The sequence below is a fragment of the Sphingobium sp. FW305-3-2-15-F-TSA7 genome (assembly GCF_058787155.1).
In genome coordinates, this window is sequence record NZ_JBYSZM010000003.1 from 223715 (window position 1) to 246300 (window position 22586).

Genomic DNA, 22586 nt, shown 5'->3' on the forward strand with positions numbered 1-22586 from the left:
CGGATCACCCGCTCCGGATCAAGATTTGCCCGCCCGACGCGCGGACGGACTGCCGACATGCCCAGTATAGGATTGATAGAGTTCGGACAGGCGCTCGAGGCGCTCTTCGACTGGCGCCCCGAGCTCCCCGATCACGTCGTTGACCAGAAGATTGACCACGCAGCCGAGCGCAACCTGTGAGCTCCAGAACAGCTCGACCTCGGTAGAGGCGGCGATGACGTGGCTGGTGAACTTGCGTATCCAGTCGCAGAATTTGTCGGTGAGCATCACCACTGGGATGCCGTTGCGATGCGCCCGTGCGGCCAGATCATAGGCGTGTTCGGAATAGCGACGCAGATCGATGAGAACCAGGCAGCGTCCTTCGGGATCGCCGGCGAAGATCTCGTGATAATTTCCCGCCGTCATGTCGACGACGCTGACGCCGTCGCGCGCATATTGCAGCAGATGCGCGAGCGTGGCCGCAACGCCGCGCTCGGTCTGGAAACCGGCGACATGCACATAGCGGCTGTGCGCCAGCAGCGCGACGATCTGTTTCCAGGTCTCGCTTTCCGCCATCGCATAGACTTCGATGATTCCCGCCAGCTCGAGTTCGAGGCTGCGCTTGGTTCGGTTGCTCTCACCGCGCGCGCCGACGAATTCCGTCACCTGATCGCCGACCAGCCACGGCACGCCCGACATGGTGGTGCGCAGCCCCGCCTTCAGGTCCTTGAAATGGCGATAGCCCATCTTGCGCGAGAAGCGCCCGACGGTGATCGCGCTCACTTCCAGCTTGTCGGCGATCGAATTGGCGGTCTCGAACGCGATCCCGCCGCGGTTGGTCAGGATGAAATTAGCGATCGTGCGCTCTGCCGGCGTGAAGCTCTCAAGGCTGTCCTCGAGCCGCTGCAGCAGATCGCGGGACGTATCGGCTCCCCCTTGCACGTCTCATCTCTCCCCGTTCCTCTCGACAAACCGTCTTAGAATAGCCGGTTCGCCTACGCCAGCATGGCCATCGCCCGATCTCCGCGGGCGCACAAGACATGTGTTACTTATATCTCATGGATTGACACATTGATATAAATATACCCTTATCGAGTCGGATCGGTTCGCGACTCGCACAGACGAGCGCGCGCCTTCGTCACCAGAAACAAAGGGGGGAAAAATGACGATCAGGCAGAACAGGCTTCACCGGGCAATCCGGTCGGGACTGGTATCGGCGGCATCGATGATCGCGCTGGCAAGCCCGGTTCTTGCGCAGGAAAGCGCATCCGCGCCGCAACAGAAGACGGCCAACGACACTGCCCAGGCGGCCGACGAAATCATCGTCACCGCGACACGACGGTCCGAAACCGTCCGCGACGTGCCGTTCAACATCCAGGCGATCTCGGCCGACACGCTGGAGAAGACCGGCGCGACCGACCTGACCGATTTCGCGCGCACGGTGCCCGGCCTCTCGATGAACAGCTATGGGCCGTCGGGCGGCACCAAGCTGGTGCTGCGCGGCCTGCGCACGGGCACCGAAGCGGGCCTCGCGCCGACGACGACGGTCTATGTCGACGAAGTACCGGTGGACATGCCCTATCGCGGCACACCGCTGGACCTGAAGCTGCTCGACATCGAACGCGTCGAAGTGCTGCGCGGCCCCCAGGGCACGCTGTTCGGCGGCGGCGCGATCGGCGGCACACTGCGCTACATCTCGAAAAAGCCCGATACCGGGAAATTCGAAGGCAATGTCGGCGCCGAGCTTTCGACGACGCGCGGTGGCGGCGCCAATTACAATCTGACCGGAATGGTCAATGTGCCCATCAACGACTGGATCGCGGTCCGCGCCAATCTGGGTCATTTCGACAATGACGGTTTCGTCGACAATGTCCGAACGGGCGCCAGGAACGTCAATGACGACCGGACGACGTCGGGCCGCATCGCGGTGTTGATGAAGCCGGTCGACGATCTGGAGATCAATCTCACTTATTATCGCCAGACCGCGCGCTACGGCGAATCGGCCGTGCAGCGCGAAAGCCAGCCGCGGGACACCGTCGATTACATCCATCCCGGCGACACCCGTTACCGGGCGCAACTCGGCAATCTCACGCTCGCTTATGATTTCGGCTGGGCCAGGCTGACATCGAGCTCGTCCTATATCGACGAGAAGCATGATTCCTCGAACGATGGCACTTTCGGCATCCGCGATTCGATCTTCGGCAGTTTCCTCGACCCCAACGACATTCCCGAATTCACCGAATATTCGGTGCGCCGCGCCCGATCACATGCCTTCACCCAGGAAATCCGGCTGGTCTCGGCATCGGACGGTCCGTTCAACTGGATCGTCGGCGGCTATTACAACAAGGTGCGCACCGGCGAGAACGACCAGGAATTCGTGCCCGTCCCCTTTCCGGGGCAGGATGCCTTCGAGCAGAACATCATCGGCGCCGAGCTCAACGACAACAAGGAATATAACTACGCCTATACCGATCGTTCGCGGCAATATGCAGTGTTCGGCGAACTCAAATACCAGTTTACCGACGCTTGGCAGGCTTCGGTCGGCGGACGCTATTTCGACGTACGCGGCAATGGCGACTTCTACGCGATCGATCAGTGGTTCGGCCGCAACGCCCGCGATGCCAATGGCCTGGCGCGCACCGTGCCGTATGCGGATGAATTCTCCTATGGCAGCAACCATGAGAAGGGCACGGTCTGGCGCTTCAACACCTCTTACAAGTTTGGCAGCGACGGCCTGATCTATGTGACGGTCGCGCAGGGGTTCCGCCCGGGCGGCTTCAATCGCCTGACGCCCAACACGGGCGTTCCGCCCGAAGGATATCAGTTCAACTCCGACGACCTGATTAGCTACGAGCTTGGCGGCAAATTCTCGCTCGCGCAGAACCGCATCTATGTGAGCTCGGCGCTGTTCCGGATCGACTGGTCGGACATCCAGACCACCGTCCGCACCCCGATCGGCTTCTCCTATCAGGGCAATGCCGGCAAGGCGGTCTCGCAGGGCGTCGAGATCGAACTGAATGCGCGCGACATCCTGCTGTCCGGCCTCTCCTTCAACCTGGGCTATAGCTATACCGACGCGAAGCTGACCGAGTCGATCGAGCGCATCGGCTTCAAGGGTGAGCGGATGCCGATGGTTCCACGCCACGCGCTATCGCTGATGGCGGATTACAGCACCGAAATCGGCGGCGGCCTGAAAGCCGGACTGAACTGGCTGGCCAGCTATACGAGCAGCAGCGATGCCGATTTCGGCCGCTTCAAGCCCGTTCGCGGTACGACGGCCGGTTCGCTGGTCCCCTCCACGAGCGTCAATCCGCAATATCTGCCGATCGCCGGCTATTGGCTGTCCAACCTTTCGCTGCGCTTGGAAGGGGAGAACTGGAGCGCCCGCATCTTCGCCGACAATCTGTTCGATGCGCGTTTTAAGATGTCGCGGAACTATAGCTTCGCCAACAGCAATTTCGCGACCTCGGACGTCCTTTACTACGCCAATCGTCCGCGCACGATCGGGCTTGGGCTGACCAAGCGCTTCTGATCCGAACGTCCCGCCGCCGCTGGGCGCAAGCCCGATGGCGGCGGCTCTCGACCAAGGAAAACGCAATTCGATCCATGCGAACTGCAGGGGCGCGGGTCGTATTGTCTCGAAACAAGAGATCGACGCCATGAGCCACGCATCGCGCATGCTGCTGATATCCGCCGCCCTGCTTTCCGGCCTCGCCACGACGACTGCCGCCGCGGCCGACGCCGACGATCGCGTCCGCGAAGATTACCGGCGCGCACAGAATTTCCTGTCCTGGACTATCGATGGGAATATCCACAACAACGATATCGGCCATCGCTGGATCGCGGGCGGCCACCGCCTCTGGTACAAGCGCAGCTTCGATGGCGGGCACGAATTCATCCTCGCCGATGCGGCCAGCAAGACGAAGACGCGCGCCTTCGATCACGACAGGATGGCCCGGGCACTGAGCGACGCGCTCGGACGCGAGATCCGCGCGAACCAGCTTCCGATCGACGATCTGATCTATAAATCCGCACGCGGAACGCCGGAGATCGTGGCCGAGAAGAAGGTGTGGACATGCGATCTCCAAAAGCTTGCCTGCAGCGGGCACGCCATGCCGCCGCCTGATGCCGGTGAAGCCGCGGCACCGGGTGGGCAACGATCGCTGTTCGTGAAGGATCACAATCTCTGGCTGCGCGATCTCGCCACCGGCGAGGCGCGGCCGCTCACCACCGATGGCGACAGGGATCGCAGCTATGCGGTTCTTCCCGAAGCCAGCACGTCCGAAATCACGCAGCGGCGAAGCGGCAAGTCCCAGATACCCGTCGGCGTCTTTTCGCCAGATGGCGGAAAATATATCACCTACCGGCTCGATCAGTCGAAGGTGAAGCCGCTTCACCTGCTCCAGACCGTGCCGGAAGACGGCTCGGTGCGGCCGGTCGTCCACGACTATCGCTATGCCTTTCCCGGCGACACCGAGACGATGGCCGAGTTCTTCGTCTTCGATCTTCGGACGGGAAAGCAGATCCGCGTCGATCAGCCCCCCGTCATCGCCCCTGCGGAGGGGCCGATCGCGATGCGCTATGTCAGCTGGTCAGCAGACGGCCACAAAGCCCATCTGATCCAGGTCGATCGCAGCTATCGGACGATGTCGTTTACCGAAATCGATGCGCAATCGGGCCGTGCGCGGGTGCTCAGAAGCGAGACCGAGACCGTCAATTATCTGCCGGCGCACACCCTGCCCGATCCGCCGCTGGCGCGTGCACTGGCCAATGGCGATTTCATCTGGCCTTCGGAACGATCGGGGGCGCTGCATCTCTATCGCTATGACGGCAGGACCGGTGCGCTGAAGAACGCGCTGACGTCGGGATCCTGGATGGTCCGCGAGATCATCCGGATCGACGAAGCGGCGGGCACGCTCTATTTCTCCGCGATCGGCGCGGAGGACAGCGCCAACCCCTATTATCGCGCGATCTGGCGGGTGAAGCTGGACGGAACCGGGCTCACCCGCCTCACGCGCGAAGACGCCGATCATGAAGTCCGGGTGCCTGCCGATGCGGCCTCCGCCACTGCGTTCGGTCAGGCGCCGCCCGCACCCGAAACGGCGGGCTTCTCACCCGACGGGGCCTATTTCGTCGACAGCTATTCGACCCCCACCCAGCCCAGCGTCACGCTGATCCGCGATGCGCGCGGCAGCAGGATACTCGACATGGAAACCGCGACGCTCGGCGCCGCGATCGCATCCTATATCCCGCCCGAACCCTTCCGCGTCATGGCGGCCGACGGGAAAACGCCGATCTATGGCCTGTTGCTGAAGCCGAGCAATTTCGACCCTGCGAAGCGCTATCCAGTGATCGATTCGATCTATCCCGGTCCACAGGTCACGCGAACACCGACCCGGTTCATGGGCGATAGAGGTCTGGCGCAGGCCGTTGCCGAACTCGGCTTCGTCGTCATGATCGTCGACGGTCGCGGCACACCGCTGCGTTCCAAGGAATTCCGGTCGTTCGCCTATGGCAATATGGGCGCCGCCGGGGGCCTCGAGGATCATGTGGCCGCGATCCGCCAGCTCACCCAATCCAGGCCCTGGCTCGATGGCGGCAATGTCGGGATCTACGGCACGTCGGGCGGCGGCTTCGCCACCGTCCACGCGCTGTTCGACTATCCCGATTTCTACAAGGTCGGCGTCGCATCCGCGGGCAATCACGACCAGCGGAGCTATCTCGCGATCTGGGGCGAGAATTATCAGGGGCCCTTCGACGACAAGGGGTACGAGGCGATCGCGTCGTACCACAATGTCCGCAATTTCAAGGGCAAGCTGCTGATCGCCCATGGCGACATGGACGACAATGTCCATCCCGCAAACACGATGCGCGTCGTCGATCAGCTCATCAAGAACAACAAGCCGTTCGACATGCTGGTCATGCCCAACGTCAATCACGGCATCATGGGCAACCCGTACTTCATCAAGCGGATGTGGGACTATTTCGTCGTCAACATGAAGAACGAACAGCCGCCGTCGGACGTCGTGCTCACCAAACCCGAATAAGGAGATCGTCATGTCATCATCAGGCAATCGGGCGACAGGCAGGCGTGCGGGCAAGGCGCTGATACTGGGCTTCGCTATGCTCCTACCCAGCGCGGCGCAGGCAGGGCCCCAGATCTTCGATCGCGCACCTTATTATTCAGGCCGCGTCACCACCACCGACGATCTCCGCCGCGTGCCCGTCCCGGCCGGCCACAACGAACCCAAGGGCACGTTCGTCCTACGCGGCGGTCGACTTTTCGACGGCACCGGCGCTCCGCCGCGCCCCGCGACGATTGTGGTCGAGGGCAAGACGATCACCGCGATCCTGGCGCCCGGCGAGACCCGTTTTCCGAAAGGCACGGTCATTTATGACGTGACAGGCAAGACGATCATGCCCGGGCTGATCGACCTGCATACCCATCTGACCTATGTCGAGGAGTTCGGCCAGCCGCCGCTGCTTTCCGAGGAGAATATCGCCGATGCGACGCTGCGCGGTATCAACCGTATGCGCATCTACGCATTGTCGGGGATCACCAGCGTGCGCGACGTGGCGTCCGACGGCGAAGTCCCGTTCGCGCTGAAGAGCTGGCAGAGCAGGGGCCGCCTGGCCGGGCCGCGGATCTTCGCCGCGGGGCAGCTCATCACCGGCCGCGGCGGACACGGCACCGAGGGCTTCGGGAGCCGGACCGCACCCGATTACCAGCAATCGGCGTTACGGGAGGCGTCCGGCCCCGACGAATGGCGCGAAGCGGTACGCGTCCAGTTCAAGATGGGCGCGGACCTCATCAAGCTGGCCAGCCATTATTCCCAGGCGGAGATCGACGCGGCCGTCGATGAAGCGCACACGCTCGGCATTCCCGTCACCGTCGACGCGGAGACGCAATATATCGACATGGCGATCAAGGCCGGCGTCGACAGCATCGAACATCCGCTGCCGCGCAGCGACGCGGCGATCGCGCTAATGGCGAAGAACGGCATCGCGTCGGTTCCGACATTGGTGCCCTATCGCTATATCAGCCGTCTCAGCGGCGGCTATTTCGGATCGACGTCCCGGCGCTTCACGCTGACCGAGGACAGCATCTTCGCGATGCTGCGGAAGATGAAGCAGAGCGGCATAAAAATGGGCATCGGCACCGACCTGGTCGTCGACTGGATCAAATATATGCCCACCGCCTATATCGACGAACTCAAGAGCTTCGTCGCGGTTGGCTACACCAACAGCGAGGCGCTGGTCGCGGCGACGAGCACCAATGCCGAGATCCTCAGGATGGACGATCGCCTGGGCACGATCGCTGCCGGCAAGCTCGCCGATATCATCGTTGTCGACGGAGAACCGGACAAGAGACTCGATGACCTCACAAAGATCGACCGCGTGTTCGTCAATGGCCGGATGATCGTCGCGGACGGCAAGCTTCAGACCGAGCCGCACAAACCGATGCCGGCTCCATCGCTCAACAAGGTCCGCGATCAATCATCCTCGTCGTCATAGCCGACCAGGTCGAGTGCGCGGGCCTTGATCTGGCGCGTCATGCACCAATGGACGAGCGCATCCTCGCGACCATGCGTCACCCAGACTTCGCTGGGAGCGATCTCGCCCAGCGTTGCGGTCAGCTCGTCCCAGTCGGCATGGTCGGACAGGATGATCGGCAGCTCGACATTGCGCTGGACCGCACGCTGGCGCACGCGCATCCAGCCCGACGCCATCGCCGTGATCGGATCGGGCAGCCGCCGTGACCAGCGATCGTTGAGCGCCGAGGGCGGAGCCAGGACGATGCGTCCCTTCATCTCGTCCTTCGACGCGTCGATCGCGGGCCGCAGATCGCCCAGATCGACCCCGTGCTCGACATAGAGCGCGCACAGCCGCTCGAGCGCGCCATGGATATAAATGGGGTCGCCATGGCCCAGCGCACGCAACTCCGCGATGACGCGCTGCGCCTTGCCCAGCGCATAGGCGCCGACGAGCACGCAGCGATCGGGATTGGCACGCAGCGCGGCGAGCAGCTTGTCGATCTCGTCATGCGTCTCGGGATGGCGGAACACCGGCAGGCCGAAGGTCGCCTCGGTGATGAAGACATCGCATTTGACGGGCTCGAAGCGAGCGCAGGTGGGGTCCGGACGGCGCTTGTAATCGCCCGAGACGACGACACGTTCGCCGCCATGGTCGAGGATGATCTGCGCCGAACCCAGGACATGGCCGGCGGGCACGAAGCCGATTTCGACATCGCCCAAAGTCAGCGTCTCGCCATAATTGACGGCCACGCCGTTCTGCGCTCCGTAACGGCATTCCATGATCGCCAGCGTCTCGGGCGTCGCCCAGACCTGGCCGTGTCCGCCCCGGGCATGATCGGCATGGCCATGGGTGATCAGCGCGCGCGCGACCGGACGCGAGGGATCGACCCAGGCATCCGCTGCGGGAATATAGATGCCGTGGGGTTGCGGCTCGATCCAGCTACCGAGTTTGGCCATCACGCCTATATAGGATGAGATGGTCGAAAGTTCCCGTCTTCCTCTCAAGCGCCCCCCGTCGCGGGAAGGCGGGGCTTGAGCAATCTGCCACCTGTCCTGACCGACTGGTTCGCGGCCAGGGGTTGGGCGCCGCGTCGTCACCAGCGCGATATGCTGGATGCCGCGCGTGCCGGCCGTCATGCGCTGCTCGTGGCGCCAACCGGTGCGGGCAAGACGCTCGCCGGTTTCCTGCCGACGCTCGCCGACCTGATCGAGCACCCCGCCGACGGCCTCCACACGCTCTATATCTCGCCGCTAAAGGCGCTTGCGGTCGATGTGCAGCGCAATCTGCTGACGCCGATCGCGGAGATGGGGCTCGATATCCGGGTCGAGACACGAACGGGCGACACGCCGTCCGACCGCAAGGCGCGGCAACGTGTCCGCCCGCCGCAGATCCTGCTGACCACGCCCGAATCGCTGAGCCTGCTGCTCTCCTATCCCGACAGCATGCTGATGTTCGACGGGCTGAAGGCTGTGGTGATCGACGAGGTCCACGCATTCGCCACCACCAAGCGCGGCGACCTGCTGTCGCTATCGCTGTCGCGGCTGCAAAAGCTGGCGCCGGGTTTCCGCCGCGTCGCATTGTCCGCGACGGTCGCGGATCCCGACGGCTATCGCGCCTGGCTGGCGCCGCATGGCGATATCGATACCGTCGAGAAAGTGATCGGCGAGCCCGGCGCCGAACCCGATATCTCGATCCTGCTGCCCGAGGGCCGCGTGCCCTGGTCGGGACATTCGGGGCGTTATGCCGCACCGCAGGTGATGGCGGAGATCGAGACGCACAAGACCACGCTCGTCTTTTGCAACACCCGCAGCCTGGCCGAACTGATCTTCCAGGATCTGTGGAAAGCCAATGAGCTGAAGCTGCCGATCGGCATCCATCATGGCAGCCTGGCGCGCGAAGCGCGGCGCAAGGTGGAATCGGCGATGGCCGACGGCAAGCTGCGCGCATTGGTCGCGACCGCCAGTCTCGATCTCGGCGTCGATTGGGGCGATGTCGATTGCGTCGTCCAGATGGGAGCACCCAAGGGCTCGTCGCGTCTGCTCCAGCGGATCGGCCGCGCCAACCACCGGCTCGACGAACCCTCCGAGGCGGTGCTCGTTCCCGGCAATCGCTTCGAATATCTCGAGGCGCGCGCCGCCCTCGATGCGGTCGATGCCGGCGAGCTCGATCCCGACATCTTCCGCGCCGGCGCGCTCGACGTGCTGGCACAGCACATCATGGCCTGTGCCTGCACCGCGCCCTTCGACGAAGCCGCGATGCTGGAAGAAGTGCGATCGGCGCTTCCCTATTCGGCGCTCGACGAAGCGACCTTCAAACGCGTGCTCGGCTTCATCGCCGACGGCGGCTACGCATTGCGCGCCTATGATCGCTTCAAGCGGTTGACGCATGGCCATGACGGGCTGTGGCGCGTCTCGCATCCCAATTTCGTCAAGCAGCATCGGCTGAACGCCGGCATCATCGTCGATGCCGAAACGCTCGACGTGCGTTTCAAGAACGGCCGCAAGCTTGGTTCGGTCGAGGAATATTTCGCCTCCACTCTCTCGCCCGGCGACACTTTCTTCTTCGCCGGCCTCAGCCTGCAGGTCGAGCGCATGGACACGACCGACCTGATCGTCCGCGCAACCACCAGATCGGCGCGGGTGCCGAGCTATATGGGCGCGCGCATGGCGCTTTCGACCAATCTCGCACGCCGCGTACGCGGCTATCTGCACGACCGCAGCGCCTGGAGCCGCTTTCCCGACGATGTCCGCGAATGGCTGGAGGTGCAGGATTATCGATCGATCCTGCCCGGCCCCGATCAGCTGCTGATCGAAACCTTCCCGCATGAAGGGCGCCATTATATGGTCGCCTACAGCTTTGCGGGCTGGAACGCGCATCAGTCGCTCGGCATGCTCGTCACCAAGAGGATGGAGACGCTGGGGCTCAAGCCGATCGGCTTCGTCGCCAACGACTATGCCTTTGCGACCTTCGGGCTCGAGCCCGTCACCGATCCCGCGCCGCTCTTCTCGCCCGACATATTGGAGGACGAATTCGTCGAATGGGTGCAGGGATCGCACCTGCTCAAACGCGCCTTTCGCGAAGTCGCGGTGATCGGCGGACTCGTCGAGCGCCAGCATCCCGGCAAGAAGAAGACGGGCAAGCAGGTCACCTTCTCCACCGACCTGATCTACGATGTGCTGCGCCGCTACGAGCCCGACCATCTGCTGTTGCGTGCCGCATGGGAGGATGCGCGCGCACGCGTCACCGATGTCGGCCGCCTTGCCGACCTGCTCGACAGTGCCGCCGACACGATGGTCCATATCGACCTGCCGCGCGTCACCCCGCTGGCGGTGCCCGTACTCGTCATGATCGGGCGCGAGCATGTGCCGCAGGGCACGATCGACGACGAATTGCTGGTCGAGGCCGAGGGGCTCGCCGCCCAGGCGATGCAGCGCGATTGAACGATTGCACAGCCCGCCATTCTGGGATTTAGTCCGCCATCGTTTCAAAGGGGGTCCGCGATGCGCGCTGTCATTCTGTCCTGCCTCGGTCTTGCCATCGCAACCCAGCCGGTCGCCGCACAGCAGACGCTGCGCCCCGATCAGGTGAAGTTCCGCGATCTCTACAAGGAGCTGGTCGAGACCAACACGACGCTGTCGGTTGGAAGCTGCACGCTCGCGGCGGAGAAGATGGCGGCACGGCTGAAGGCGGCGGGCTATACCGATCAGGACATCACTTTGTTTGCTACGCCCGAACATCCCAAGGAGGGCGGGCTGGTCGCGATACTCAAGGGCAGCGATCCCAAGCTGAAGCCGATGCTGCTGCTCGCGCATATCGACGTGGTCGAGGCCAAGCGTGAGGACTGGACGCGCGATCCCTTCAAGCTGGTCGAAGAGAATGGCTATTATTACGCGCGCGGCACTGCCGACGACAAGGCGATGGCCGCGATGTGGACCGACAGCCTGATCCGCTTCAAGGAAAGCGGATACAAGCCCAAGCGCACGATCAAGGTCGCGCTCACCTGCGGCGAGGAGACCACTTACGCCTTCAACGGCGCGCAGTGGCTCGCGCAGAACCGGCCCGAATTGATCGCCGCCGAGTTCGCGCTCAACGAAGGCGGCGGCGGCGATTCCGACGGCAAGGGCAAGCTCGTCAGCCAATCGATGCAGGTCGGCGAAAAGGCGGTGCAGAATTTCCGCATCGAGGCGACCAATCCCGGCGGACACAGCTCGATCCCGGTGCGCGACAATGCGATCTACGACCTGGCCGATGCGCTGGCGAAGATCCGCGCCTATGAATTTCCGATCGATCTGACCGACACCACCCGCGCCTATTTCCGCGCGGTCGGCAAGGCCAAGGGCGGCGAGGAAGGTGCGGCGCTGATCGCGATCGCCGCCAATCCGGCCGACAAGGCCGCCGATGCCATCGTCTCGAAGGACCGCATCTATCATTCGATGCTGCGCACCACCTGCGTCGCCACGCTGATCGACGGCGGCCATGCCAACAACGCGCTGCCGCAGCGCGCCGGCGCCAACATCAATTGCCGGATCTTCCCGGGCCGGTCGATCGAGGAGACGCAGGCCGCACTCGTCACCGTGATCGGCAATCCCAAGATGACGGTCACGGTGGTTCCACCGATCCGGCCCGCTGCCGTGCCGCCGCCGCTCGATCCGAAGATCATGGGTCCGGCGACGAAGCTTGCCGCCAGATATTTCCCCGGCGTGCCCGTCGTGCCGGTGATGTCGACGGGTGGGACCGACGGCATCTTCCTGGGCGCGATCGGCATCCCGGTCTATGGCGTGCCCGGCCCCTGGGGCGATCCCGACGGCAATGGCGCACATGGCCTGAACGAGCGGATGGAAGTGAAGTCGGTCATGGTCGGCCGCGACTATCTCCACGATCTCGTCATGGCCTATGCCGACGGCAAATAGCGTGCGGTCCGCGGGCCCCAGGTCGACCGCAACCATTCCTTAACCATGTCGGCGCATGCTCCCTCTGAACGCGGGAACAGGGGGCCGAAATGGGCATCGCCGTCGAAGCAATGATGCAGGTGCGCGGAGGATTGTGCGACCGGATCGACCGGATCGCGCACGAGCTGCCGCATCTGACGCTCGATCAGCTCTGCAACGGGGTCGACGACATCCGCCGCACCGCGCTCGACCATGGCCTCGATCCGCTGGCGCAACTGGCCCGGGGGCTGGAAACGGCGCTCGCCGATGCCGGCCGCGGCGCGATGGTCCTGCCCTGGCTCGATACCATGCGCGACGCCGTGGACTGCGAGCGGCTCGATGCGGAAGCCGGTGCGATCTACCTCGCCGCGATCAATGTGCGCATGGCCGGCTGAACCCGGCGGAGCCATCCATGGAAGCCCTGTTATCCGCGCTGCTCGCAGCCGCGCTGGCCGAGCTGGGCGACAAGACCCAATGGCTCGCGCTCGCACTGGCGATCCGTTTTCACGACAAGGGCGGCGCCGTGCTGGCCGGAATTGCGCTGGCGGCGATCGTCAATGCCGCGATTGCGAGCGTGGCGGGCGCCATGATCGGCCCGATGCTTGTCCGCGAAGCGGCGACATTGATGCTCGCGCTCGCTCTGGCCTCCGCCGGCGTGACGATGGCATTCAAGGCGAAATCGCCGCCGGGCATCGATGGCTGGCGGATCGGTGCGTTCCTGACGAGCTTCGCCGCCTTCGGCATCGCCGAGCTGGGCGACAAGACGCAGTTCCTGACCTTTGCGATCGCGACGCGCACCGGCATGCCGATGCTGACGGCATTGGGCGCGGCAGCGGGCGTGTTCGCGATGAGCGCGGTCGCCGTGGCCGGCGGGCGGGCCGTCCTCGACGCGCTGCCGCTCGGCATATTGCGTCGCGTGATCGCTGGCCTGTTCCTGCTGCTCGGCGCGATCGCAGCAGTCAATGCGCTCCGGCTGGTCTAGTGATCAGCCAGTGATTTGGGCAAGAGCCTCGACGACATGATCGACCTCCTCCGCGGTGTTGTAATGGCATAGCCCCAGTCGAAGCAGCCCGCCGCTGTCCGCAAGGCCAAGCCGCGCGATCGCCTCGACCGCGTAGAAATTACCTGCCCAGGCGAAGATGTTCCGTTCCGCCAGTGCTTCGGACAGCGCGTGCGGGTCGTGGCCGGCAATGGTGATGCCGAATGTCGGCACGCGTCCCTGCATCGTCGGCACGCCCCATAGCTTCAGTCCGTCGATCGCGCGCAATCCCTGCAACAGGCGTTCGCCCAGAGCTTCCTCATAGGCATGGCAGCCGAGCATGGCCGCGCGCAGGCGCTCGACGCGGGTGCCGGCATCGGGCGCGAAACGGGCGCCCAGCGCTTCGAGATAATCGATGGTGCCGAGCACCGCCGCCTGCCCCTCGAAGGACGGCGTACCGGTCTCGAACCGGCGCGCCGACGGGTGGATCGATGCCGGACGCACTTTATAGGCGCCAAGCCGCTCGACCATTTCGTCCCTGCCCCACAACACGCCCTGATGCGGACCGAAGAATTTATAAGGCGAACAGACCAGCAGATCGCAGCCAAGCGCGCGGACATCGGTCGCGACATGCGGCACCGACTGCACGGCGTCGACGAAGACCAGCGCATCGCCATGCGCGCGGACGATCTTCACGATCGCCCCGACATCGTTGAGCGTACCGATCGCATTGCTGGCACCGCCGATCGCGACCAGGCGCGTACGCGGCCCCAGGATTTCCGGCAGGCCGTCAAGCTTCAACAGGCCGGTGTCCGGATCGAAATCGATCCAGCGCACCGTCATGCCGCGATCCTGCGCAACCATCAGCCAGGGCGTGACATTGGCGTCGTGATCGAGCCGGGTGACGACCAGTTCGTCGCCTTCGCCCCAGTCGCGCGCCAATGCCCGCGACACCGCGAAGGTCAGCGAGGTCATATTGGGGCCGAAGGCGATCTCGCCCGGCGCGGCGCCGATCAGATCGGCCATCGCCGCATGCGCCGCATCGCTCATCGCATCGGTTTCGACCGAGGTCCGGAACGGACCGCCGCTATTGGCGGTCCCCTGTTCCAGATGCCGCACCATCGCCGCAAGCGCGGGCGCGCAGATCTGGGTTCCGCCCGGTCCGTCGAGATAGATGCGGGCATCGCCGCCACCTGCGGTCAATGCGGGAAACTGCGCGCGCACGTCGTCGATCGGAAAAGCCATCGTCAGAGTCCCCGGAACCAATGGAATGTGGCCGTCTACATCAACGCCGGAGCGCCATAAAGTCCCACGACATCCAATCGAGACACCCGATCGATCGATTCAATCGATCAGGCAAAGCGAATTTTTCCGGCCGGTCACGACAAAAGGTCTGCGACTTTTTTTGCATTCTTTCGTTATGCTTCCGACTCGAATTTACGCATCATGGAGGACATCATGGCCAAGGGTGGCAAGGCGAAACTGAAGACCCCGACCGATATCGGCAGCAACGAAGCGAAGAGTGTCGCCGACGCGCTCAACGGCATTCTGGCCGACAGCTATGCGCTCTACATCAAGACCAAGAATTTCCACTGGCACGTCTCGGGTCCGCATTTCCGCGACTATCACCTGATGCTCGACGAACAGGCCACGCAGATCCTGGCGACGACCGACGAGATCGCCGAACGTGTCCGCAAGACCGGCAACACCACGCTCCGTTCGATCGGCGACATCGCCCGGCGCCAGTCGATCAAGGACAATGACGCCGAGCTCGTTTCCGCCGCGAACATGCTGGCCGAACTGCGCGAGGACAATCTGAACCTCGTCGCCAGCCTGCGCGAGGCCAAGGATATCGTCGACGAAGCCAAGGACAATGCGACCTCGGGCATTCTGGACGACTGGACCGATCAGGCCGAGCAGCGCGCCTGGTTCCTGTTCGAAGCCAGCCGGACCTGATTCCCTAACGCCGATCCGATCGCGACATGCCGGCGGGCCGTTGACGGCCTGCCGGACTCGTTATACGGCCCCTATGTCATCCGGGGAGTAGCCGGCCGCATCAGCCCGAACGGGCGGGATGCGGATGCTGTGTCAACATACTTGACTGAGAGGTCATGGCACAGCGAATCCCAGCCCGGGCTGGGATCGGCAAGACCGATGACGCCTGACCTCCGCACATGCCGGGCGGGGTGGTCATGCGTCGTTGGTATTGCCTTCCGTCCGGCTGGAGTCACCTTCCCCATGGAAATCCTGCTCTCTTCGACGCTGCTCGTCGCCTTTGCCGAAATCGGCGACAAGACGATGCTGCTCGCGATTATACTTGCCTGCCGCTTTCGCCGGCCCTGGCCGATCGTCGGCGGCATCCTCGCCGCCACCATCGTCAATCATGCGCTCGCCGCCTGGGCCGGCGCGGCCGTTGCCGGGCTGCTCGACGGCTTCTGGTTCCGCCTCGCCGTCGCGATCGGTTTCCTCGTCATGGCCGCCTGGACGCTGGTGCCCGACACCATCAACGAGGACGAAGCCGACGCGAAGACCGGCTATGGCGCCTTCCTGACCACCACCATCGCCTTTTTCCTCGCAGAGATGGGGGACAAGACGCAGATCGCGACCGTCGCGCTCGGCGCGCAATATCAGGCAGTGACGCTGGTCGCGATGGGCACGACGCTCGGCATGATGATAGCGAACGTACCTGCCGTGTTCCTGGGCGAGCGTATCACCCGCACCTTGCCGATGACGGCGATCCGCATCGTCGCGGCCGGGATCTTCGCGGCGCTCGGGCTCTGGGCGATGTGGGAGATTTTCGGCTGAGGCCTATGGCCCGAGCGTGACGACCCACAAATCGGGCGGCACGCCGTAGCGCAGCGGCACGATGCTGGTGCCGAGCCCGGCGGTCACGATGATGGTGCGGCCCAGTTCCTCGATTCGGCCGCAGGCGAAGCGCTCGCCATAGCGCGACGCGGTCGAAATCCGGCCGAACAGCGGCAGGCGGATCTGGCCGCAATGGGTATGGCCGGCCAGCACGAGCGGGAAACGCGCCGGCAGCAGCGGCACGATGTCGGGGCTGTGGCTGAGCACCAGTCGTGGCCCCGGCAGCGCATCCATCGCGCGCACCGCCGCCGCGGTGTCGGCGTGGCGCGTGATCTCGTCGTCGATCCCGCCGATCGTCAGCGGCCCGCGCCGGACGGCCTGGTTGGTGAGCAAAGTGACGCCCGTTGCCGGCACCGCCCGCCGGAACGCCGCGGTATCGCGCCAATGATCGTGATTGCCGAGCACCGCCACGGTGCCCAGCGGTGCGCGCAGCCGTTTCAATGGCGCCACGGCGGCATCGACGTCGTAATGACGCGTCGAAAACGGCTTGTCGCTCACGAGATCGCCCGCGATCAGCACGATATCGGGCGCCAGCGCATTCACCCGATCGACGATCCGCGCCAACCGCTCGGGCGGCATGTCGGGCCCCGCGACATGGAGATCGGACATCAGCACGGCGCGGATCGGCGCCTGCCCCGCCGGCCAGTCGGGCAACGACACATAAGTCTCGCGCATCACCGGATCGTGCGTCGCTTGCCAATAGCCCCAGCCGATCACGGCGGACCCGATGACGACCAGCAGGATGAGAACGCGGCGGATCTGCATATCGGCTTCCTAACGGAACCACGGAGCCAGGCAATTTGTTGATTGTTTCTGCACGGAAAGGAGACGGATAATGCTCAAGGCTGCCCTTATCTTTCTCGTTGCCGGCCTCGTCCTTGCCGCGCTCGGCTTTGGCGGGATCGGTGGCGCATTCGTCGGAATCGCGAAGATCCTCTTCTTCGTCGCCATCGCCGTCTTTCTGATCTTCCTCGTCCTCGGCCTTGCCGCGGCGAAGAAAGTCACCTGAACCGGGTGGGCGCGGTGCAATGGCGCCCGCGCCCAATCCCGCCTAACCTACAGCGATGCACGCCTTCGCCGCGCTTCTCGATCGGCTGATCTATACGCGTTCGCGCAACGCCAAGCTCAAGCTTATCGCCGATTATCTGACCGTGACGCCCGATCCCGACCGGGGCTGGGCGATGGCCGCGCTCACCGGCGATCTCGACCTGCCCGCGGTCAAGCCCGCGATCATCCGGGCAATGGTCGACAGCCGCGTCGATCCGGTGCTGTTCCGGATGAGCCGCGACTATGTCGGCGATTCCGCCGAGACGGTGTCATTGATCTGGCCCGATCCGGCGACCCCGCCCGCGGGCGATGCCGATCTCAGCCTGGGCGGAATCGTCGCCCGGCTCTCGACGCTGTCGCGATCGGATGCGCCGGCTGTGCTTGGCGACCTGCTCGACCGGCTGACGCCCGAGGAGCGGTTCGCGCTGCTCAAGATGGCGACAGGCGCATTGCGCATCGGCGTCTCGGCGCGGCTGGCCAAGACCGCGCTCGCCCAGGCGTTCGGCCTCGACGTCGAGGCGGTGGAGGAAGTCTGGCACGGTATCCGTCCCCCCTATGCGCCGCTGTTCGACTGGGCGGAGGGCCGCGGGGAGCAGCCGACCACCGCCGATGTGCCGGTCTTCCGCCCCTTCATGCTCGCGCATCCGCTCGACGAGGCACGTGTGTCGCTCGACGACTATGCCGCGGAATGGAAATGGGACGGCATCCGCGTCCAGATCGTCCGCGTCGCCGGTCAGACCCGCCTCTACAGCCGCGCGGGCGACGATATCACCCACAGCTTTCCCGAAGTCGCGGCGGATTTCGACGCCGAAGGCGTGCTCGACGGGGAGTTGCTGGTGAAGGGCGATGCACAGGGTGGCGAGGCGGCGAGCTTCAACGCGCTGCAGCAGCGGCTCGGCCGCAAACAGGTCTCGGCGCGGATGCTCGCCGATTATCCCGCCTTTGTCCGTCTCTACGACATTTTGATCGACGGTGCCGAGGATGTCCGCGCCCTGCCGTGGGAGGCGCGCCGCGCAAGGCTGGAAGCGTTCATGCCGCGGCTCGATCCCGGCCGCTTCGACCTGTCGCGCGTGATCGAGGCGGACGGTTTCGATGCGCTCGAGGCGATCCGCGCCGGCGCGCGCGATGCAGCGATCGAAGGGGTGATGCTCAAGCGCCGCGACAGCGCCTATGTCGCCGGGCGCCGCGTCGGGCTGTGGTACAAATGGAAACGCGATCCGCTGACCGCCGACTGCGTCATGATGTACGCCCAGCGCGGCTCGGGAAAACGATCGAGCTTCTATTCGGACTATACGTTCGGTTGCTGGACCGGGACCGGCGAATTGCTGCCCGTCGGCAAGGCCTATTCGGGCTTCACCGACGAAGAGCTGAAATGGCTCGACCGCTTCGTCCGCCAGCATACCGTCAACCGTTTCGGTCCGGTTCGCGAGGTCGAGAAGACATTGGTCCTCGAAGTCGCATTCGATTCGATCCACGAGTCCAAGCGCCATAAATCGGGCGTCGCCATGCGCTTTCCCCGAATCGCACGCATCCGCACCGACAAGCCGGCTGCCGAGGCCGACCGGATCGAAACGCTGAAGGCGATGATCGCATAAAATTCGTCGACGCTGTCGATTCGGCGACCGATCGCGCGTCATGGGCTCGAAACCGGATTGCCGCCGCGGCGGCGATGCGGTTTCCTGACCCCAATGGAGGACCGACGATGAAATATGCGCTGCTGATCTATGGCAAGGAAGCCGATTGGGCGAATGCCAGTCCCGAGGAGATGACCGCGATCTTTGCCGAGCATGGCCGGCTGAGCGACGCGCTGGGCGCGCGCAATCTGGCAGGCGAGGAACTCGACATGACCGCGACCGCCACCACGGTGCGGACCGCCGACGGCAAGAGCATCGTCACCGACGGCCCCTTTGCCGAAACCGTCGAGCATCTCGGCGGCTTCTATCTGATCGAGGCGGCCGATCTCGACGAAGCGCTCGGCTACGCAAAAATGCTGTCCGGGACCGTCGAGGTGCGCCCTGTCGTCGATCATTGCGCGGCGCCCTGACCAACGGCCAGGCCATCGAAGCGGCCTATCGGGCCGATTGGGCGCGGCTGCTCGCCCTGCTGACGCGCCGCTTCGGCGATCTCGATCTTGCCGAAGAGGCGCTGGCCGAAGCCTTCGCTTCGGCGGCGGCCGCATGGGACGAAGCCGGCATTCCGCAGTGCCCCGCCGCATGGCTGATGACGGCGGCGGTCCGCAATGCGATCGACCGGCTTCGTCGTCGCGCCACCGCCGCCGATGCGCAGCGCCTGCTGGCGATCGACGCGGAGGACGCGCGCGTCGAACCCATCGATCCCGATGCGCTGCCCGACGAGCGGCTCGCGCTGATCTTCACATGCTGCCATCCCGCGCTGGCGCGCGAGGCGCAGGTCGCGCTGACCCTGCGGCTGATCGTCGGGTTGACCACAGCCGAGATCGCGCGGCTGTTCCTGGTCGCGGAGCCGACAATGGCGGCCCGCATCACCCGTGCGAAGCGCAAGATCGCCGCAGCCCGCATTCCCTTCCGCCATCCCGCCCCGTCCGAGCGGGCCGAGCGGCGGAATGGCGTGCTGGCGATCATCTATCTGCTGTTCACCGAAGGCTATTCCGCGACCACCGGCCCCGCATTGTACCGTGCGGCGCTCGCCGAGGAGGCGATCCGGCTCGGCCGCCTGATCCGGACGCTGATGCCCGGCGACGGCGAGGCCACCGCGTTGCTGGCGCTCATGCTGTTCCAGCATGCGCGGCGCATGGCGCGCATGGACGACAAGGGCGCGCTGGTCCTGCTGAAGGACCAGGATCGCACGCGCTGGCGGCATGACGAGATCGCGGCGGCGCATGCGCTGATCGCCGGGCCCGCGCCCGATGGCCCCTATCGGCTCCAGGCGTTGATCGCCGCAGCGCATTGCGCGCCGGCAGGGTCGGACTGGCCGGCGATCGCGTCGCTCTATGCACGCCTCGATGCATTGACGGGCTCACCCATGGTTCGCCTGAACCGCGCCGTTGCTGTCGCCGAAGCAATCGGTCCCGCCGCAGGGCTCGCGCTTCTCGAAACGACCGACCCGCAGCTTGAGGGCCACCACCGGTTCGCGCTTGTCCGCGGCGAGCTGCTGGCCCGGATCGGCCGCACCGGGGATGCGATCGCGGCGCTCGAACGGGCCGCCGCCGGAACGGCGAACCCGGTCGAGCGCCGCCATATCGAAGCGCGGATCGCCATATTGCGGGCGTGATCCGCGTTCACACCGGTCGGCTCTCTATTTCGCCAACCCTTCGAGCCGTTCGATACCGACCGCCATCACCGCGCCCTTGAGCAGGTTCATATCGACATTGTCGCCACGCGCCTCGACCATGAAGCGGTTCGCCACGACCACGCTGAACTTGCCGCTCTTCGACTGGCTGTCCCATTCCTCGCTGACCATGCGGCCGTCGACCGTCTGCGTCTTCTCGTAACCGGTCTCGGTCTGTCGGCTCGACTGGACGTTGAGCGCGCTGCCCAGCGCGGCAAGCGCGCCGACCGCGGCCATATCGGTCAGCTCGAGCCGGACATTGCTTTCACCCGCCGTATAACGGGCCTCGGCATGCGATCCGCCGATCCCCGCGGCGCCGCCCGAGGCGTTCGAAACCTCGCTGCGGGTATAGCCGGGCAGTGTCGCCGGCAGCAGCGCCTGAAGCTGCTCAGGCGGAAGCGCCGCCGCGGCGCCATTGCCCGCCGTCCCGGCCTGATTCATCTGGTTGGCTGCCGCTTCCATCTTCTTGGACGCCGCCTCCAGCTTTGCAAGATCGACCGAGCCGACGCCGGGGATCGCGACATTGCCGGACAGCTCGCCCGCGGGCGCCGAGCGCGCGAACATCGCCACCACCGGCGCGGTCACCGCACCGACGATCAGCGCCAGCACGATCGCGGCGACGACGGTCAGCGCGGTATAGCCCAGCGCCTTGTCCTCCGGCGCCTTCATCAGCCGCGGCAGGCCGAGATAGAGCAGATAGAGTCCGTAGATACCGAGCAGCGAGAGCCAGGCGAGCGCGGGGATGATCGCGAATATGCCCGCCACCCAGGATGCGGTTCCCGAATAGGCGGCGACCTTGAAGGCCTGGACCCGGTTGGGAGTCGCGTTGAAATTGGGCGCAAGCGTGTCGATGATGACCGCCAGCACATAGACGCCCAGCAATGTCAGCGCATAGGTCACCGCGGCGCCGGTCACGGCGCCCGCGACCGATGGGCGATAGGTGATGCCGAACATCGAATGGCCGATGAGCAATCCGCCGATCAGCCCACATACGGCAGGAATCGCGGCGAGCGGGATGACGTGCGCGCGGTAGATGCCCGCGACGGTCAAGGGCTCGGCCTCGATCTTCGTCCATTCGCTGCTGGGTTGGAGAAGGATGTTCTTGGTGCGCTCGACAAGCGTGGCGCGCGTCGATGTGTTCATGTCCGGGCTGTCCATCTTCACCATGTCCTCTTGGCTGGTTTCAGCAGGTGTAGCGCGTCCCGTATCTGTTTTGTGTGACCAACCTCACTTGGCCGCGCACGAATTGCAAGCACTCAGGCCGATTCCGGCGGACAGATGCCGCAGGCACGAAAAAGCCCCTCCCGCATGGCGGAAGGGGCTCTTTTCGTTCAACCTCGATCGGCTGGGCCGATCAGTCGTGCTTAGACTCGAGGTTCACCGCGGCGAATTTGCCGCGACGATCGACTTCGATATCGAAATCGAGTCGGTCACCCTCGTTGAGGTTGGTCATGCCGGCGCGCTCGACCGCCGAAATATGCACGAATGCATCCGGCTGGCCATCATCGCGCTGAATGAAGCCGAAGCCCTTCATGGCGTTGAAGAACTTGACCGTGCCCGATGCACGTTCGCCGGTCAGCTGACGCTGCGGTCCACCCGCACCGCCGGGGCCAGCGGCCCGCGGAGCAGCCGCACCGCGATCCTGCACGGGAAGCGGCTCGCCCTCGATCTTGAGGTCGGTCGCGGAAATGCGCCCACCACGATCGACCAGCGTGAAGCCCAGCGGCTGGCCTTCGGCCAGACCGGTCAGGCCGGCCTGCTCGACCGCGCTGATATGAACGAACACGTCTTCGCCGCCATCGTCACGGACGACGAAACCGAAGCCCTTCTGACCGTTGAAGAATTTGACGACACCGGTGCCTTCGCCGATCACCTGCGCCGGCATGCCGCCGCGGGGGCCGCCGAAGCCGCCGCCGCCACCGCCGCCGCCGCGAGGACCGCCGAAG

General features: G+C 64.8%; 19 protein-coding genes and 1 riboswitch. Of the genes, 13 read left to right on the forward strand and 6 right to left on the reverse strand.

Features of this window, described 5'->3' with window-relative positions; translation table 11 throughout:
• Nucleotides 1–18 precede the first annotated feature (18 nt).
• The gene (locus tag AC3WN8_RS03550) at nt 19–921 is read right to left on the reverse strand and encodes a MurR/RpiR family transcriptional regulator (protein ID WP_492667998.1); all 903 of its coding nucleotides are present in this window, start codon (nt 919–921) and stop codon (nt 19–21) included.
• 220 nt (nt 922–1141) lie between these two features.
• Between AC3WN8_RS03550 and AC3WN8_RS03555 the strand changes: the two genes are divergently transcribed.
• The 3 genes from AC3WN8_RS03555 (at nt 1142) to AC3WN8_RS03565 (ending at nt 7494) form a co-directional block, all read left to right on the forward strand.
• On the forward strand, nt 1142–3511 hold the full coding sequence (locus AC3WN8_RS03555) for a TonB-dependent receptor (RefSeq protein ID WP_492667999.1): 2370 nt from the start codon (nt 1142–1144) through the stop codon (nt 3509–3511).
• A gap of 127 nt (nt 3512–3638) precedes the next feature.
• A complete protein-coding gene (locus tag AC3WN8_RS03560; protein WP_492668000.1) occupies nt 3639–6026 on the forward strand; it encodes a S9 family peptidase in 2388 nt (795 codons plus the stop codon).
• Between the two features lie 10 nt (nt 6027–6036).
• Nucleotides 6037–7494: an amidohydrolase family protein gene (locus tag AC3WN8_RS03565; protein ID WP_492668001.1), complete on the forward strand. Its 1458-nt coding sequence runs from the start codon at nt 6037–6039 to the stop codon at nt 7492–7494.
• Here the strand turns inward: AC3WN8_RS03565 and AC3WN8_RS03570 are convergent.
• Nucleotides 7473–8471, reverse strand: a complete 999-nt coding sequence (locus AC3WN8_RS03570) for a ligase-associated DNA damage response exonuclease (protein WP_492668002.1) — start codon at nt 8469–8471, stop codon at nt 7473–7475. The two genes, AC3WN8_RS03565 and AC3WN8_RS03570, sit on opposite strands and share 22 nt — an antisense overlap.
• A gap of 75 nt (nt 8472–8546) precedes the next feature.
• Between AC3WN8_RS03570 and AC3WN8_RS03575 the strand changes: the two genes are divergently transcribed.
• The 4 genes from AC3WN8_RS03575 to AC3WN8_RS03590 all read left to right on the forward strand — a co-directional run bounded on the left by AC3WN8_RS03575 (nt 8547) and on the right by AC3WN8_RS03590 (nt 13425).
• Nucleotides 8547–10955, forward strand: a complete 2409-nt coding sequence (locus AC3WN8_RS03575; RefSeq protein WP_492668003.1) for a ligase-associated DNA damage response DEXH box helicase — start codon at nt 8547–8549, stop codon at nt 10953–10955.
• A 60-nt stretch (nt 10956–11015) separates the two neighbouring features.
• Nucleotides 11016–12425, forward strand: a complete 1410-nt coding sequence (locus tag AC3WN8_RS03580; protein WP_492668004.1) for a M20/M25/M40 family metallo-hydrolase — start codon at nt 11016–11018, stop codon at nt 12423–12425.
• Between the two features lie 89 nt (nt 12426–12514).
• Entirely contained in the window at nt 12515–12838 is a 324-nt protein-coding gene (locus AC3WN8_RS03585) for a hypothetical protein (protein WP_492668005.1), read from the forward strand.
• 17 nt (nt 12839–12855) lie between these two features.
• Nucleotides 12856–13425, forward strand: coding sequence for a TMEM165/GDT1 family protein (locus tag AC3WN8_RS03590; protein WP_492668006.1), 570 nt, complete (start codon nt 12856–12858; stop codon nt 13423–13425).
• Nucleotides 13426–13428: 3 nt separating this feature from the next.
• Here AC3WN8_RS03590 and AC3WN8_RS03595 read toward each other — a convergent pair whose 3' ends face one another.
• Nucleotides 13429–14667, reverse strand: coding sequence for a cysteine desulfurase-like protein (locus AC3WN8_RS03595; RefSeq protein ID WP_492668007.1), 1239 nt, complete (start codon nt 14665–14667; stop codon nt 13429–13431).
• Nucleotides 14668–14880: 213 nt separating this feature from the next.
• Between AC3WN8_RS03595 and AC3WN8_RS03600 the strand changes: the two genes are divergently transcribed.
• Nucleotides 14881–15378 (forward strand): Dps family protein, encoded by a 498-nt coding sequence (locus AC3WN8_RS03600; RefSeq protein ID WP_492668008.1) that lies wholly within the window; start codon nt 14881–14883, stop codon nt 15376–15378.
• A 69-nt stretch (nt 15379–15447) separates the two neighbouring features.
• Nucleotides 15448–15640: riboswitch (yybP-ykoY riboswitch) on the forward strand.
• A gap of 20 nt (nt 15641–15660) precedes the next feature.
• The gene (locus AC3WN8_RS03605) at nt 15661–16227 is read left to right on the forward strand and encodes a TMEM165/GDT1 family protein (protein WP_492668009.1); all 567 of its coding nucleotides are present in this window, start codon (nt 15661–15663) and stop codon (nt 16225–16227) included.
• A gap of 3 nt (nt 16228–16230) precedes the next feature.
• On the opposite strand, the gene AC3WN8_RS03610 is transcribed toward AC3WN8_RS03605, so the two are convergent.
• Nucleotides 16231–17052, reverse strand: a complete 822-nt coding sequence (locus tag AC3WN8_RS03610; RefSeq protein ID WP_492668010.1) for a metallophosphoesterase — start codon at nt 17050–17052, stop codon at nt 16231–16233.
• A gap of 70 nt (nt 17053–17122) precedes the next feature.
• Here AC3WN8_RS03610 and AC3WN8_RS03615 point away from each other — a divergent pair, with 70 nt between their 5' ends.
• The 4 genes from AC3WN8_RS03615 (at nt 17123) to AC3WN8_RS03630 (ending at nt 20583) form a co-directional block, all read left to right on the forward strand.
• On the forward strand, nt 17123–17296 hold the full coding sequence (locus AC3WN8_RS03615) for a DUF1328 domain-containing protein (RefSeq protein ID WP_492668011.1): 174 nt from the start codon (nt 17123–17125) through the stop codon (nt 17294–17296).
• Nucleotides 17297–17351: 55 nt separating this feature from the next.
• Nucleotides 17352–18929, forward strand: coding sequence for a cisplatin damage response ATP-dependent DNA ligase (locus AC3WN8_RS03620; RefSeq protein WP_492668012.1), 1578 nt, complete (start codon nt 17352–17354; stop codon nt 18927–18929).
• Nucleotides 18930–19036: 107 nt separating this feature from the next.
• Nucleotides 19037–19378, forward strand: a complete 342-nt coding sequence (locus AC3WN8_RS03625) for a YciI family protein (protein ID WP_492668013.1) — start codon at nt 19037–19039, stop codon at nt 19376–19378.
• On the forward strand, nt 19363–20583 hold the full coding sequence (locus AC3WN8_RS03630; protein ID WP_492668014.1) for an RNA polymerase sigma factor: 1221 nt from the start codon (nt 19363–19365) through the stop codon (nt 20581–20583). Before AC3WN8_RS03625 ends, AC3WN8_RS03630 begins: the two co-directional genes overlap by 16 nt.
• A 24-nt stretch (nt 20584–20607) precedes the next feature.
• On the opposite strand, the gene AC3WN8_RS03635 is transcribed toward AC3WN8_RS03630, so the two are convergent.
• Nucleotides 20608–21798 carry a Yip1 family protein gene (locus AC3WN8_RS03635; protein ID WP_492668023.1) on the reverse strand — a complete coding sequence of 397 codons (1191 nt, stop codon included), beginning with the start codon at nt 21796–21798 and terminating at the stop codon, nt 20608–20610.
• Between the two features lie 196 nt (nt 21799–21994).
• Nucleotides 21995–22586: cold-shock protein (locus tag AC3WN8_RS03640; RefSeq protein ID WP_492668015.1), on the reverse strand; the 592-nt coding region annotated here is incomplete at its 5' end.